Annotated in this window: 14 protein-coding genes; 1 reads left to right on the top strand and 13 read right to left on the bottom strand. The window is 36.2% G+C overall.

From position 1 onward, the window contains the following. Positions 1 to 309: 309 nt before the first annotated feature. Positions 310 to 1,086 (bottom strand): IclR family transcriptional regulator, encoded by a 777-nt coding sequence (locus LG276_RS10875; RefSeq protein ID WP_224936278.1) that lies wholly within the window; start codon positions 1,084 to 1,086, stop codon positions 310 to 312. Positions 1,087 to 1,169: 83 nt separating this feature from the next. Continuing rightward, complete coding sequence (locus LG276_RS10870) at positions 1,170 to 1,973, bottom strand: alpha/beta fold hydrolase (RefSeq protein WP_224936277.1); 804 nt, start codon at positions 1,971 to 1,973, stop codon at positions 1,170 to 1,172. Positions 1,974 to 2,168: 195 nt separating this feature from the next. Here LG276_RS10870 and LG276_RS10865 point away from each other — a divergent pair, with 195 nt between their 5' ends. Then, positions 2,169 to 2,627, top strand: a complete 459-nt coding sequence (locus tag LG276_RS10865; protein ID WP_224936276.1) for a DUF2188 domain-containing protein — start codon at positions 2,169 to 2,171, stop codon at positions 2,625 to 2,627. Positions 2,628 to 2,758: 131 nt separating this feature from the next. Here LG276_RS10865 and LG276_RS10860 read toward each other — a convergent pair whose 3' ends face one another. From LG276_RS10860 to LG276_RS10810, 11 genes are all read right to left on the bottom strand, one after another. Then, complete coding sequence (locus LG276_RS10860) at positions 2,759 to 3,499, bottom strand: SDR family NAD(P)-dependent oxidoreductase (RefSeq protein WP_224936275.1); 741 nt, start codon at positions 3,497 to 3,499, stop codon at positions 2,759 to 2,761. A gap of 32 nt (positions 3,500 to 3,531) precedes the next feature. Continuing rightward, positions 3,532 to 5,142 (bottom strand): AMP-binding protein, encoded by a 1,611-nt coding sequence (locus LG276_RS10855; protein ID WP_251161498.1) that lies wholly within the window; start codon positions 5,140 to 5,142, stop codon positions 3,532 to 3,534. A 24-nt stretch (positions 5,143 to 5,166) separates the two neighbouring features. Then, positions 5,167 to 5,967 carry a 1,4-dihydroxy-2-naphthoyl-CoA synthase gene (menB, locus tag LG276_RS10850; RefSeq protein ID WP_224936273.1) on the bottom strand — a complete coding sequence of 267 codons (801 nt, stop codon included), beginning with the start codon at positions 5,965 to 5,967 and terminating at the stop codon, positions 5,167 to 5,169. Positions 5,968 to 5,997: 30 nt separating this feature from the next. Continuing rightward, on the bottom strand, positions 5,998 to 7,161 hold the full coding sequence (locus LG276_RS10845) for an acyl-CoA dehydrogenase family protein (RefSeq protein ID WP_251161497.1): 1,164 nt from the start codon (positions 7,159 to 7,161) through the stop codon (positions 5,998 to 6,000). A gap of 227 nt (positions 7,162 to 7,388) precedes the next feature. Next, a complete protein-coding gene (locus LG276_RS10840) occupies positions 7,389 to 8,699 on the bottom strand; it encodes a sigma-54-dependent Fis family transcriptional regulator (RefSeq protein WP_224936271.1) in 1,311 nt (436 codons plus the stop codon). 5 nt (positions 8,700 to 8,704) lie between these two features. Then, positions 8,705 to 9,169: a hypothetical protein gene (locus tag LG276_RS10835; protein ID WP_224936270.1), complete on the bottom strand. Its 465-nt coding sequence runs from the start codon at positions 9,167 to 9,169 to the stop codon at positions 8,705 to 8,707. 17 nt (positions 9,170 to 9,186) lie between these two features. After that, entirely contained in the window at positions 9,187 to 9,501 is a 315-nt protein-coding gene (locus tag LG276_RS10830) for a DUF3870 domain-containing protein (protein ID WP_224936269.1), read from the bottom strand. A 14-nt stretch (positions 9,502 to 9,515) separates the two neighbouring features. Beyond that, entirely contained in the window at positions 9,516 to 10,733 is a 1,218-nt protein-coding gene (locus tag LG276_RS10825) for an acyl-CoA dehydrogenase family protein (RefSeq protein WP_251162006.1), read from the bottom strand. 14 nt (positions 10,734 to 10,747) lie between these two features. Then, positions 10,748 to 11,935: a CaiB/BaiF CoA-transferase family protein gene (locus tag LG276_RS10820; RefSeq protein ID WP_251161496.1), complete on the bottom strand. Its 1,188-nt coding sequence runs from the start codon at positions 11,933 to 11,935 to the stop codon at positions 10,748 to 10,750. A gap of 295 nt (positions 11,936 to 12,230) precedes the next feature. After that, on the bottom strand, positions 12,231 to 14,225 hold the full coding sequence (locus tag LG276_RS10815) for an LTA synthase family protein (RefSeq protein ID WP_224936267.1): 1,995 nt from the start codon (positions 14,223 to 14,225) through the stop codon (positions 12,231 to 12,233). A 407-nt stretch (positions 14,226 to 14,632) separates the two neighbouring features. Further along, positions 14,633 to 15,568, bottom strand: coding sequence for a RimK family alpha-L-glutamate ligase (locus LG276_RS10810; RefSeq protein WP_251161495.1), 936 nt, complete (start codon positions 15,566 to 15,568; stop codon positions 14,633 to 14,635). Positions 15,569 to 15,693 lie beyond the last annotated feature (125 nt).

Below are 15,693 nucleotides of genomic sequence, written 5' to 3'. Positions count from 1 at the left end.
TTCAATTTATTGACGTTTTTTATCGTGAACGATTTATAAAAAGAGAGTCAAAGGAAAGACAAATGAAGAGTTGAAATAGTAATGGTTAATCTAGTAGATTAGATTGTAGAGTTATAACTATGAGTGCAACACCAGGGGAAAGATTGTACATAAATGAACCAAACAATTACTCTTTCATAACTAAAGAAATGATCAACTGGAAAGAACTAAGTTTCATGGTAAAGAAAAAGGTAAATCCAATACAAAAACCCGAATCAATAAGATTCGGGTACAACAATTGATAGTGAGTAGTTCGTGTCTTCTAGTGAATCAATTTCCAACAAGTCCGGATAATTGTTTGGATATATCAAGGATTTTCGGTAAAGCTACTTTTTCGATAAAATCATTCTGATATGTGACATCAGTGGCGACAATATTTATGGCTGCTACCACTTTTCCACTACGATCATAGATTGGCGCAGCCACAGATTGAATCCCTTGATGGAATTCACCTAAAGATATCGCATAACCGTTTTTCCTGATTGTTTCTAATTCTTCAAAGAACCCAGGTAAATCAGTTTGCGTTTTTTCTGTATACGGTTTTAAGTTAGATCCATACACTGTCTCACGTAGCTTCCCTTCTGGTTGCATAGCTAATAGAAGCTTGCCATTAGCTGTTGCATGTGCAGGCAATCTTAAACCGATATTTACATTTATGGCAGATACCCCGCGAACAGGTGCACTACCTATGTATACGACTTCATAATCATCTAATATCGATAAATGACATGACGCTCCAGTTGTATCACGGAGTGTATCCAAATAAGGCTGAATGATTTCAGGTAAGTTTAAACTATTCAAATAAGCAAACCCAAGCTCAAGCACTTTTGGTGTTAAGCTATAGCGCTTTGTATGTTCATCTTGATGTAAGTAACCTAACGTTTGCAATGTATAAAGTAAACGGTATGGTACTGTACGACTTACATTTAGTTCCTTCGCAATTTCAGCTAGAGACATCGTTGGACGTCCACCGTTGAATAATTTCAAAATTTCTAATCCTCTGACTAATGAATTGGCATTATATCTCTCTTTTTCACCGTTAGCCACTCCATCACCCCACTTTCCCAGTAAATGCTATATTACTATTTTAACAAAAAATCGATGAAAAAGATATTAAGAATCATTTTCATTTATATATTTACAGGATTTTGCAGAAATGTCCGAACGGCTTCATTAAAAGATGCTGGATCCTCTTGATAGCATAGATGGCCTGTCTTAGGAATGATCACCAACTGTGATTCGGCAATCGCATGATGAAATATTTCTGCTTCTTCAACAGGAGTTGCCTTATCAAATTCACCACATAATATTAAAGTTGGCGTTGTTATACTCCCATAAATGTCCGTGTGATCCAAGGAATATAATGAGTTAGCAACCGAGATATACCCTTTCGGTCGAACTTGTGCCATAATTCTTTCTGCTTCTTTCACAACCTCCAGATTCGCCTCTGGCGCCAACAATTCTCTTACTCTTTGTTTTGCTAGTTCTTCTCCTGTCAGGTTTGTCACATTATAAACTCTTCTAGTTAACTTTTTCCTGTTCTCTTCTTCACTGTTCCCAGCAGCCCCTCGTGTTGGATCAGCAATAATAAGTAATTCAACTCTATCTTTGTAACGGTAGGTAAAATCTATAGCTATGGCAGAACCCATTGAATGACCAAGTAAGTAAAATTTTTGTAATTCTAGTGCATCGACAAATTGCTTTAGTACATCAGCAAATTGCCGAAAACTTGTAAACTCTTCCTCCGGATCACTACTTTGACCATAACCTGGTGCATCCCAAACGAATACTTGAAAGTCTTTTGATAAATCATCCAATTGTTTTGTCCACGACTGAGAATTATTACCTAACCCGTGTAAAATAATAAGCGGCTTTCCCTCACCTTTCACTCTGTAATGAATCTTCATTTCTTTACTTACTCTTATGGTAGGCATTTTACTCCTCCTCTTCATTATGTTTCTATAACAAAACATTGTTTTAATTTTAAATAGATACCCATCATTTGTCAATCATTATTCTAAATTTTTAGATATTTCACTATTGTTATGTACTACTCTTACTTTTATTTTTATGAGTAATCTTTATCAAACTAGGGTATGCATTTAATAATAAACTAGGAGGTGGAGAACATGCCCTGGCATACGACAGATTATCCCGATTCATTCAAAAACTTAGAAACAGCGATGAAGAAAAAAGCCATTGAAATAGCTAACAGTCTTATTCGTGATGGCTATAATGAAAGTCGTGCTATCCCAATTGCCATTGAACAAAGTAAAAAATGGTATAGCAATGCAACAACGAAAGAACGAAACCAAATGATTCAAGCAACTGACAGTGAGTTACAACCCAAAGGAAAAGGGGATAAAGAAAAGAGTAAACGCGTTCAAGAAGGACAACATGTACTACCACACGATGATGGTTGGGCAATTACAACTGATCAAGGAAAAAAACCATCTGAGATCCTTCCTACGAAGGCAGAAGCAGTCAAAAGAGCAAAGGAAATCGCTCAAAATAAAAATACACATCTTGTAATATATAAAAAAGATGGGACCATTGACGAGAAACATTCTTATGATATAGAAGAGTAACAATATATTACTGCCTATTCAAGCACAAATACAAACAAGCCGAATAAGGTTTCGGCTTGTTTGCATGCTCTTTTACTTTATTTTCTATCCTTAAGAACTTAGGAAAAATGTTATCCTTTTTTTTATCTTGTTTAACACATTGTTAAACCACCGTTAACAGAAAGTGTTTGCCCGGTAATATAATCCGCTTCCTTCGAAGCAAAAAAAGCGACTGCACCAGCAATATCCTCTGGTTGGGCTAATTTTCGGAATGGAATGGCTTTCTCTAGTGCAGCAGCAATCCCTTTATTATAAGATCCTATCTCCTGGAAAAGTGGCGTATCGGCTGGACCTGGCGCAATGCAGTTCACATTAATCTGATATCTAGCCATTTCTCTTGCAATCGTCTTTGTAAATGCAATTACACCACCTTTTGCAGCAGAGTAAACTCCTTCTCCACTTGAACCTACTCTCCCAGAATCTGAAGCAATGTTGACTACCTTTCCTTTCCCATTTTCTATCATTAATGGCAGGATCGTTTTACATGTGTGTACTTGACCCATTAAATTAATGTCTATTACCTTTCTCCAAGTATCGGGTTCACTTTGTAAAAATGGTTCAATTTTATCCCATCCCGCATTATTTACAAGTAAATCAATACGCCCATACTTCTGCTGCACTTCCTTTACTGATCGTTCTACACTTTCTAAACTCGTAACATCACAATGTACAGCAAACCCCTCTCCACCTATTTCTTTCACAAGTTCAATAGTTTCTTTCGCATTATTTATATTGATATCACTGGCAACCACTTGATAATTATTTGCAACGGCTAAACAAATTGCTCTTCCCATCCCCCTACCGCCACCGGTAATATAGGCAATTTTACTCATTATTCAAACACTCCTTTTTACTTAAGTTACATTCAATTCTTTAGTAACGATTCTCTTAATTTAAACTTCTGGATTTTCCCACTTGCTGTTCGTGGAAATTCCTCTAGAAGGACAAAATGTTCGGGCCAATATTGTTTCGCTACCCCTTTTTCCAGTAAAAACTGTTGTAACATCGCTAAAGTAAGCGTAGTAGCCCCTTGTTTCAATTGAATAAATGCGCATGCTTTTTCTTGCAATCGTTCATCTGGCATTGCTACAACCTGCACATCATTGATCAACTCATACTCATATAGGACATTTTCAATATAAGATACGGGGATATTTTCCCCACCTCGAATAATAATATCTTTGTTTCTACCAGTAATTCTTAAATAACCATCCTCATCCAACACGCCTCTATCACCAGTAATAAACCAATCTCGATCGAATTCAGACTGCGTTTTCTCTATTTGTTTATAATAACCGCGAAATAAAGCCGGTCCACGGCAATAAATATTACCTTCTTCTCCTGCCTGGCAAGTCTCCCCTTCTTGATTGACAACCTTTACTTCCATGCCAGTGAAAGCAACACCATCTGTTTCCGTCAATTTTTGAATGGAATCAGTTCTCTTTGTTAAGGTAACTAACCCATTTTCTGTTTGCCCCCAACCGGCCAATATTTTGAATGATACAACCTTTTCTGCTTGTTTGACTAAGTTTCTCGGAATAGGGGCGCCTAAAGCAATAAAATACTTCAAACTACTAATATCTGCTGTGCTTTTTTTAGCCGCTGCGATTGTGTCTTTTAGAAAAGGTGTAGCTCCAGCCGTAAAAGTCACTTTCTCTGTTTCTATAAGCTTTAAGAATGAATCTGGATTCCAAGTATCTTGGTAGACGGCTGTACCACCATATTGTGTTGGTAACCTTACACCGTATGCAAACCCAGTTTGATGGGCAAAGGTTGAAGCCATAAATAACACATCTTCATTGGTTAATTGCAAATGATCAATCCAATAATGGGAAGTAATACATAAAGTATTATGAGTATGCATGACACCTTTAGGAAGACCTGTTGTGCCTGATGTAAAGATGATCTCAGTCACTTCATTAGGATCTATTTCTATGTTTAGCTCATCTCTACGTTTTTGAAGTATGTCTATAGAAGTGACTATTGATGCAAACGATTTCATTTTTTTCGGTATTGGTAACAAATTTCCTACAACAACAACATTCTCAAGTTCCGGCCATTCGTTTAGACATTTTCCTACCATGTCAATATAATCATGGCCTCTAAAACAATCCGGAATAATTAATAATTTAGCCCCTGCCTCTTTAACCATATAAGTAAGTTCTCTTTCTCGGTAAATAGGTACAAGAGGGTTCGTAATCGCCCCAATTTTTGAAGCAGCATAATGCAGAATAACAAACTCATTCCAATTCGGAAGCTGAATAGAAATGACATCGCCTTTTTTTATGCCTAAGTCCAATAAACCTAGTGCGACGCGATCGACCACTGAACCTAACATTTTGTATGTGTATCGACTTTTACTATCGATAATCGCTGTTTTATTTGGTGTACGTGTGATTGCTTCATCTAAGTAATCAATCATCGTTTTATTGAGCCATTGTGAAGAATATGATGTTAATCCATCTAATTGTTCCACAATAAACACTCCTTCATCTTTCATTTAACTTCTAAACGTAGAAAAATCTACTGGCCGTTTTTCTAGGAAAGCATTTTTCCCTTCCGCTGATTCATTAGATTGATAGAATAATGCTAAATTGGCCATTGACAACTGCGTAATCCCTTGGATATTTGCACTATCTGCATTGAAGGACAGTTTCAACATTTTAATTGCTGTTGGACTTTTTTGCAGTATTTTTTGTGCCCAGTCTTCAGCCGCCTGCTGTAATTCTTGTAATGGTACTACTTTATTCACTAGTCCCATTTCCTTACATTCATCAGCGCTATATTGTTCACATAAGTACCAAATTTCTCTCGCTTTCTTCTCACCAACGATTCTTGCTAAATAGGCAGATCCATATCCTGCATCAAAGCTCCCAACCTTTGGCCCTGATTGCCCAAACTTTGCGGTATCAGCGGCAATTGTTAAATCACACACTACATGTAATACGTGGCCCCCACCGATTGCATAGCCATTAACCGCAGCAATAACTGGCTTAGGGATGTTTCTTATCGTTTGATGGAGATTCTCTATTTCAAGGCCAATTCCATTTCCTAGACCACCTTTACCATCATAGCCACTTTCTCCATCTTTTTGTTTTTGATCGCCACCTGTGCAAAATGCTTTTTCTCCTGTACCTGTTAAAATCACCACACCAATTGTGTTATCATCCCAAGCTTCACGAAAACACCAAATTAATTCTTTAATTGTTTGTGCTCGAAAGGCATTATAAACTTCTGGTCGGTTAATAGTTATTTTCGCTACGCCATTTTTCTTTTCTAGTATCGTATCTATTAATTCCATTAGTGATTCTCCTTTTCTTCTGATTTGTATTTATATTTTTTGATAAGATCGGAATTCTTTCCCTATAAGATGTTTGGCGATTACCATTTGGTTTGCTTGGGCTGTTCCATCACCAATCTCTAATCCAATGACATCTCTTAATCTTTGTTCAAATGGCATTTCTTTTGTATAAGCATAGTGCCCATTTAATAGGAGGCATTCATGAATCGCTTCACTACTATATTTAGGTGCAAGCCACTTAACAGATGCTGCTTCCTTCGTATGTTGTAAACCTTCATCACGCAGCCACAGTCCTCGATAAGCTTGCCATTTAACAAGCTCCAGTTGAGTATAATGGTGTACTATCGGAAAAGAGACTGCTTGATTCACAGCTAGTGGTTTGCCGAAAGAATGTCTTGTTTTCACATGTTCTATTGTTTCATCCAAACTTTGTGTGGCTGTCCCTATACATTGAAGTCCTATTAAAAGTCGACTTAAATCAAAGCCATTCATCACTTGAGAGAAGCCTTCATTTAGATTACCAATCAAGTATTGCTCAGGAATCCTCACATCAGTTAAATAAACGGAGCCTCTACCTATTGGGATATTTCCCATATCTTCATAACCTCTGCAATCTACTCCTGGTAGATCACTAGGTACAAGAAAAGCGGATATTCCTCTATTTCCGGCAGTTGGGTCAGTTTTAGCAAAAAGAATAAATGCATCCGCCACTGTTGCCACACTAATCCCGGATTTCTCACCATTTAGAATGAAATGATTCCCTTTTCTAATAGCTGTTGATTGTATTCCACCTGCATCGGTACCTGCTTGTGGCTCAGTAATTGCAATCCCAACAATTGATTTTCCCTGTGCAATTTTCGGTAGCCACTCTGATTTCATAGCATTATTTGCATGAATAGAGAGAATTTCTCCTATTAATGCATTTAACATTACTGAATAAGTTAAATTAAAATCACCTTTGCCTATTTCTTCAGCAGCAATACCTGTCGTGATACAATCTGCAGCACTTCCACCATATTTTTCTGGAATACGCAGACCTGTTACACCTAACTCCCCTAGCTCCTCCCATAAATGTCTCGGCGTCTTTTTTTCTCTGTCCCATTTTGTATATTGAGGTAATAATACCTCTTTAGAATATTGTCTTAAAATTTTTCGAAAGTCCACTTGCTCTTCAGTAAATGAAAATTGTAACATCATCCATCCTCCTCTCAGTTACTAATAAGCAAGAACCATGCCAAATTAATTTATTTGTTTGAAGCTGTTTGTTCGGTTTCATTCTTCTTACCATTGCGAATTTATCTCACTTTTGCGAATTATATTTGCAAAAATGTGTCATCATACAGTAAATGAAGGAGTGTTATCAACAAAAAAACGTAAACAAATTGGCTCCCTGCCAAAATCTGCTTACGTTTTCTACTTACTTAGGTTTTGATTTGATATTTAGCCATTTTTCTATATAAACTGGCCAAATGAATATTTAATTTGACAGCAGCCATCGTTTTATCTCCATCCGATTTTTCTAAAGCCTCAACAATAGCTTTTTTCTCTGTTTCTTTCACGATCTCTTCTAAGGTTTTTGAATTATTATTGCTTGGTAAACACTGGGTTTGACTAGTTTGAGTCGCTATTCTTTTCACCATTGCATTGTCACCTAACTCTTCTCCTAAAGAAAGTGTTACCCCTCTTTCTACCACAGCTTTTAATTCTCTTATATTACCAGGCCATTCATGATCCATTAAGCATTTTAGCAAATGGGGATGAATCTGATTTATGTTTTTATTTAGTTGTTGATTATATTTATCTAAAAAATAGTGAACAAGCGGTAATATATCTTCTTTTCTGTCTCTTAAAGGGGGGATAGGTAGATCAAATACGAATAAACGATAATATAGATCTTGTCTGAATTCCCCTGCCGAGACGAGCTCAAATAAATCTCTATTCGTGGCGGCTATAATCCGAATATCCACCCGCTTTTTTCCTATGGATCCAAGCCTCTCAACTTCTCTCTCTTGCAATACCCTTAATAGCTTTCCTTGAGCCGCTTTAGGCAATTCAGAAATTTCGTCAAGGAACAATGTGCCATTTTGTGCTAGCTCAATTTTTCCTGGTTTGCCTGTTTTTTTCGCTCCACTAAATGCGCCTTCTTCATAACCAAATACTTCAGATTCAAATAATTCTGATGGAATGGCTGCACAATTAACTGCAATAAAAGGACCTCTTCTCCTTGGACTGGCATGATGAATCGCTTGAGCGAATAATTCTTTACCAGTACCACTTTCACCGGTAATTAAAACCGTGGATGAACTAACAGCTATACGAGCAGCTAGTTCTTTCACTTCTAATAACTTTTGACTTTCACCGATAATATGCGCAAATTCATAATTAGCTGTATGATTCTTAGGTGTATATTGCTCTTTTTCTTGTAATAAAGAAAGAAACTGTTTTAAAACAGGGAGAGAAATTTCATCTGCTTTTAAAAAAATAGTTAAACGATAATGCCCATTTTCCTTATTAACTTTGACGATACAGAGAACCGATAAAATCGTTAGACAATGAAGCTTGCCAATCAAATAAGGAAAATTACTAACCTCAATCAACTGATCTTTCAATTCTTGTATTGTAATCGCAAACCGTTGGGTAAATATAGGGTTAGCAGTAACCATTCTTCCGTGCTCAGTTACGATTAATATAGGATTTTGATGAGATTGTTCCATCAATGTTATATCCTTCATCTTATTCAACCTTTAGGCTCGAGTAATTGTACCACGAGCTGACCTCTAATGACTTCATGATGATCTTCGTTTGTACATGATACTTTTATCGTCAACCAATGACGTTCGTTATGACAGTCTAGCAAATCTAACTTAGCTGTGATGGTTTCGTTACGGTAAACAGGGTCATAAAATAACAGTTCTTTTTGAAGGAGCACACATGGACAACCTGGTAATTTCTCACTAACTACTTGATGAATCAGTCCTTCAATTAACAATGCGGGTACGATTGGTTTGTGAAAAGGTTCATCCCATTTCTTTTTGTGTAATTGGTAAACAGGGCTATAATCATTTGTTAGTTGCTGACAGCTCAAAATTTCTTCTTCCGTAAATTTTCTTGCAATGGCTGCACTGTCTCCGATTTTAAAACGAATGGTATCCATATCACTCTTCTCCTTTTTTACACGATGATAGGAAAAAGGGGTCTGCATGAAAGCAGCCCCCCTCCTTATTTCACAGATAAAACCATTTCATATTGTGTGTGTACATCTTTTAAAGCAGCTAATATTGCTTGACCCGCTTTGCCCTTATAATGATCTTTTACTCTCTGTATCAAAGGTTCCAAACCATCATTTAAACTATATCCTCTTAATAACTGGCGAATAAATTCTCTTCCATGCTCTGTTGCTAACGTGCATGATGCATCAATGATTACACCATACTTTTGATCCAATTCTAATGTAATTGTAATAGAATCATATAGGTTCCTTGCCGCCATTCCTTGAGGAAGCTTAGCGTGTCCTGCTAGAAAAAATGTATTCATGATAGTTGCTCTCCTTATCTTTGTTGAATTGCCACCTCTTCTTCTTCAAAGGGCCAAGATGGCAGTGGGTTACGCAATGGCTTATCTTCACGATAGCCTAGTGCATATTCACCTTGCATAACGGTATGAATTTCTCTCGTTCCTTCGTAAATAACCGGAGCTTTTGAATTTCTCAAGTACCTTTCTACGGGGTATTCATCTGAATAACCATAAGCACCATGGACTTGTACCGCATCATTTGCCGCCTCAAACGCAGCATCACACGCAATCCATTTGGCTAATGATGTTTCTTTTGTATTTCTCTTACCAGCATTTTTCAGCGATCCAGCTTTGAAAACAAGTAGGCGTGAAATTTCTAGGTTAGCAGTCATCTTAGCAATCATTTGTTGAACTAGTTGATGCTTTCCTATCTCTTTACCAAATGTTTTCCTTTCATGACAATATTTCACACTCGCTTCTAAACTAGCAGCGATTAAGCCTACTGCACCAGCAGCTACTGTGAATCGACCATTATCTAAAGCTGACATGGCAATTTTGAAGCCTTCCCCTTCCTCACCTAAACGGTTGGCTACTGGTACTTTTACATCAGATAAGAACACTTCACCAGTATTACCCGCTCGTATACCTAACTTTCCTTTAATAGCCTTTGTTTCTACACCTGCAAATGTTCTCTCTACGATAAAAGCTGTGATACCTTTATGAGCTGCATCATGATCTGTTTTAGCAAATACAAGAAAGTGATCAGCAACATCACAAAGTGAAATCCAAGTCTTTGATCCGTTTAAAATATAATAGTCACCATCTTTTTTCGCTGTCGAATTCATTGCTGCTACATCTGATCCAGCATTTGGTTCAGTAAGACCAAAAGCACCTATTTTTACACCTTTTGCTTGAGGAACTAAATATTTTTGCTTTTGTTCTTCAGTTCCCCATTGCAATAAGGTCATACTATTTAACCCTGTATGAACAGATACTGCTGTTCTATATGCTGTGTCTCCTCTTTCTAATTCTTCACATACAATTGCTAGGGTGTTATAATCCATCCCCGCCCCGCCGTATTGCTCAGGAATACATACACCCATTAATTGAAGTTCTGACAGCCTTTCTAAAATACGAGGTTCAAAATGTTGTTTACGATCCCACTCTTGAATATTTGGCATAATTTCATTGTCAACGAACCGTCTCACTAATTTTTTTACACTTTCTCGTTCTTCTGTTAATTCGAAATTCATCATTATAATTCCTCCTATATCACTTGATTTTTTTTCATTTCTTTTATTTCTGCTCTGGTATATCCCACTCTCTGTAATATTTCGGCTGTCTGCTCCCCATAAAGCGGCGGATGATGTCTTACTTTGACCGGAGATTTTGACAGCTTTAATGGAGAACCAGTTAATTTCAAAGACGGTATATGAGGATGATTGCCCTCTATCACCATCTCTCTTGCAAGAACTTGTGGATCATTAAACATTTCGCTAATTGTATGAATTGGACCGTTTGGAATCGCATGTTCATCAAATAAACGCTTCCAATTTTGTTTTGAATTTTTTAATAACTCTCGTTGAAGAATTGGTATTAGCGAACTACGATTTTCAACGCGATTACGATTGGTGGCATACCGATTATCGTCTATCAACTCAGCTAATTCTAAAATATTACAGAAACGGGCAAATTGTTGATCGTTGCCAACCGCAATGACCATTTCTCCATCAGCCACCGTAAATACTTGATAAGGGGCTATATTTGGATGGCGATTACCTAACCGCTTAGGTTCTGTTTGACCGACCAAATAATTACTCGCTACATTAACTAAGGCCGATATTTGACAATCTAATAATGCTATATCAATTTCTTGACCTTCTCCAGTGTGTTGACGGTGTTGTAATGCACTTAATATTCCAATACAAGTATATAAACCTGTGATCACATCAGAAATGGCAACACCAACTTTCATTGGTGAGCCAGCTTCCTCTCCGGTAATATTCATTAAACCACTCATTGCTTGAATGATGTAATCATACCCAGGTAGATCTTTATATGGCCCACTTTGACCAAACCCTGTAATAGAAGCCAAAATAATTTTACTGTTCCATTCATTTAACTGCTCGTATCCAAGTCCCCATTTATCTAATGTACCTGTTTTGAAATTCTGTACTACGATATCAGCATCTTTTACTAATTGACGAAAAATCTCCTTTCCTTCTTCAGCTTTTAAGTTCAATGTCATACTCTCTTTATTTCTGTTTGCACATAAATAATAAGCGCTTTCACCTTCAACAAAAGGAGGTCCCCAGAATCTTGTTTCATCTCCATTCTGATGATGTTCAATTTTGATGACTTCTGCACCTAAATCACCCAGTATCATCGTACAGAATGGTCCTGCTAACACCCGTGATAGGTCGATAATCTTAACCCCTTCTAATGCAAGCCCCATCTTTTATACACTCCATTTCTACAACAATAAAATAGAGTCAGCAAAATAAACTTTCCTCCGAAAAGTTTACTCTACTGACTCCTATTCACGGCTTGTTTTTCGGCAAGAAAAATCAAGTGAATCATTGTCAATGATTTTCATATTCACATTTCAAAAAGGGAAACCATTTTTGCAGTAAGGTAATTACTGTCATTGGTTTATACATTATATAATAATTAAAATTTTTAAAAAATTCAATAGTTTTTGAAAAAATAACGTAAAATAATAAAAAGAGGAGCGCTTATGGCTCCTCTTTTTATTCTCTAATCATATCGTTTGAGTTTGTACTTGATTCAGTGTCAGTAAACAACTTTTTAAAGTCGGCATAATCATAATCTGATCGATTTACAGGAGTGAAATTCTCTGGTTCATAGAATCGAAGTAAATCAGCATTGACGACTTTATCTGAATATGCGAGCTTTTGCTCAACATTTTCATTCATCTCATCGCCTTTAGCAATCACTTCTTCATCTTCTATAAGTTCACCTGTATTTGAATCGTAATATTTTCCACCGATAGCTGTAATTGTTGGACTAACAAAATCTCCATTTCTGAACGGTATTAAATCATCATGTTCTTTTGAGAAAATATCAGTTCCAAAGTGGATATACTCTTTCGAATCGATACCAAGTAAATGTAATAACGTTGGTTTTAAATCAATTTGGCCGGAATATTCATGGTTCGTTCCACCTTCCATACCTGGGACACGAATAAATAACGGCACACGTTGTAAACTTGTATCAAGAAAATCACTATACTCTGTATCTAATACTTGTTCCATTGCTTTCTTATGGCTACTTGAAATGCCATAATGGTCACCATACATAACGATAATTGAATTATCATAGAGTCCTGATTCTTTAAGATAATTAAAGAACTCTTCAAGTGCTTCATCCGCATATCTTGCCGTTTGGAAATAATTATCCACAGATGGATCGCCAGTTGTATGTTTATCAATTGTCGCTTCTTCTTCATCTAATGGATACGGATAGTGATGTGTTACGGTAATAAACTTCGTATAGAAAGGTTGTGGTAATTCATCCAAATAAGCTTCTGATTGCTCAAAGAATGGTTTATCCATTAATCCATAGTCAGTTAAGTTATCTGAATTCATATCAAAATAACTTGAATCATAAAAACGGTCATAACCAAATCCTTTATATATCTCATTCCTATTCCAGAATGTCCCATTATTTCCATGGAATACTGCAGACGTATAGCCTTCTTCTTTTAAAATGGCTGGTGCTGCATGGAATGTATTCATTCCTTTTGTAGTAAAAGCAGAACCTTGCGGTAACCCATATAAGGAGTTTTCAAGCATAAATTCTGCATCAGCTGTTTTTCCTTGAGCTGTTTGATGGAAGAAGTTATCAAAATAAGTTGTGTTTTCTTCTTCAATTAATGAATTGAGAAATGGTGTAACTTCTTCTCCATGCAATTCATAGTTCATTAAGAAGGTTTGAATGGATTCCAAGTGAAGATATATCACATTCATATCCTTCCCAATACCGAATGTTTCTGGATTTGGTTCAGCATAATTTGATTGCGTAAAGTTCACGACTTCGGTTGTATCATTGCTATCTGCCATAACCCTTTGAGCTGATGCTTTCGTACTTTGTACTGCATCATAAATAGTATAATTGTACATACCGAGATATTTAACAATATAGTTTCTATCAAACCCACGTGTTAATAATTGTGGTCGATCTGCTTCAGCCAGTCCTAGGTTTGCACATGAGATTGCTAATCCTAAAGATAATACGGCAACCATGCGTCTCTTACCATAATCTTTCTTCTCGATCTTAACAAATTTAAATGCTAATAGACCAATTAAGAATAGGATGTCTATGAAGAATAAGAAATCATATGGGCGTAGTAGAGTGGTTACACTCTTACTAACATCTGCAAAGTTCTGTGTCATTGTTAATGTTGGTAATGTAATAAAATCCGTAAATGAACGATAATATACCACATTCGCATATAACAAGAATGACATTATGCTGTATATCACTAATGTTGCAATATACTTTCGTCTTCCTTTAAAGAATAAAGCTAAACTAAGAAAAATCAACGATGATCCTAAAGGATTTAAAAATAAGAGAAATTGCTGTATTGGGCTGTCAACCCCGAGATTAAATTGAGTTAATTGTGTTATATACGTTTTCATCCAAAGGAAGAATACAGCTAACATAAAGAAGCCAATATATTTATCGAAGAATAAACTTTGACCTTTTTTAGATAAATTATCCATGATTGCACCTACCTTCTAGCACATTATTATAACATGCTTTTAAAAAAATTCTATAAGCAATTGGTAATAAAAACCCTTTTCTTACCAACTACTTTCCCTGTTTGTATTGAACAGAAGCATATTATGATTATAGTCGATAATTATGAACGTTCTATGACAATGTAAATTTTTCTTTAAAATTAACGCTATCACGAGTTATAAATATACTCTTTTTTGAGCAAATGTCAAGAAATAACCTTAAAAACCTCCATAATCAAGAGCTGCTTAAAATTAAGCAGCCCTTAGATGTATTAGCTAACATTTCAGTATTACTCACATACACATTTTGAATTAGCATATGTCACTCTAATTAGAACTGTTCATAGAAAAATGGACTAGCTCCATTAGTATATGATGGCTAACATGAATTATGCTCGTTTCAACTGTTCCTTCAAAAACGTTGCTAGTTGTAACATACCATATTTACCTGCAATTGCTTCAGCGTCTGCATTATAATTCGTATTTGTATTGATGTCATACGTATAAACGTTACCATCACCATCTTTTATAAATTCGATCCCTGCTACATCAATTCCTGCATATTCAAGAAATTTCTCATATTTATCCATTTGTTCGGTATCCACTTCATCAGTGATTTCGAATTTAGGACGTATCTGTGGCTCTTCTCCCACCGGACAAAAAGCATCGCCAATTTGACAAGCATCTGCCGGACATAATTCAAACCCTTCCGACGTATCAACATTTACAGCATAATAAAACTTCCCGCCAATGAACTCTGCCCTTGTAATTATCTGATCCTCCGATTTTATATATTGCTGAATAAGAGTAATCCCATCAACAGGTTCTTCGAAGGAATTGCTATTAACATATGTTCTTAAAGAATCGATTGTTTGGAATAACTGCACACCTAAACCTTTTCCTGCACGGTTGTGTTTCGTTATAAAAGGAGTGGTTCCTAATCTTTCAGCTGCAGTTATAATATTTTCTTTCCCAACTGCTCCAATTGTTTTTGGTGTTTTAATCCCGCTTTTTTCTAGTAGAGCATATTGTTTCACTTTACTCACTTCTAACGAAAGTGCGTTACTCCCATTTAACACTTGTCTACCGTGACTTTCTAGCCATGCAATCACACTTGCTGCTAATTCTGGAGCGAAACGATGCCCTCTCGTGTGAGATGAAGCACTCATGCGATTATAAAACACACCTTCTGGTGGTGTAGAAGTTAAATCGATTAATCCCTCATGCAAGTGCCATGTTTCATAAGGTACTTGTAATTCATCTAATCTACTTGTCAAATGGTCTGTCCATTCATCATTCTCGTGAATAATATATATTTTCTCCAAAGAAAACACTTCCTTTTAATAAAAACTATTATGTATGGTACCTATTATTTCACGGGTATCAGAAATTCGCAATTATTTCGTATAAAGATACAACTAATCTTCCTTTTAAAAAATCATAAAAAAAT

The sequence above is a fragment of the Cytobacillus kochii genome, from assembly GCF_044790165.1.
GTDB lineage: Bacteria > Bacillota > Bacilli > Bacillales > Cytobacillaceae > Cytobacillus > Cytobacillus kochii.
The sequence above is the reverse complement of the archived record's forward strand: the minus strand, read 5'-3'. Positions and strand labels throughout refer to the sequence as shown.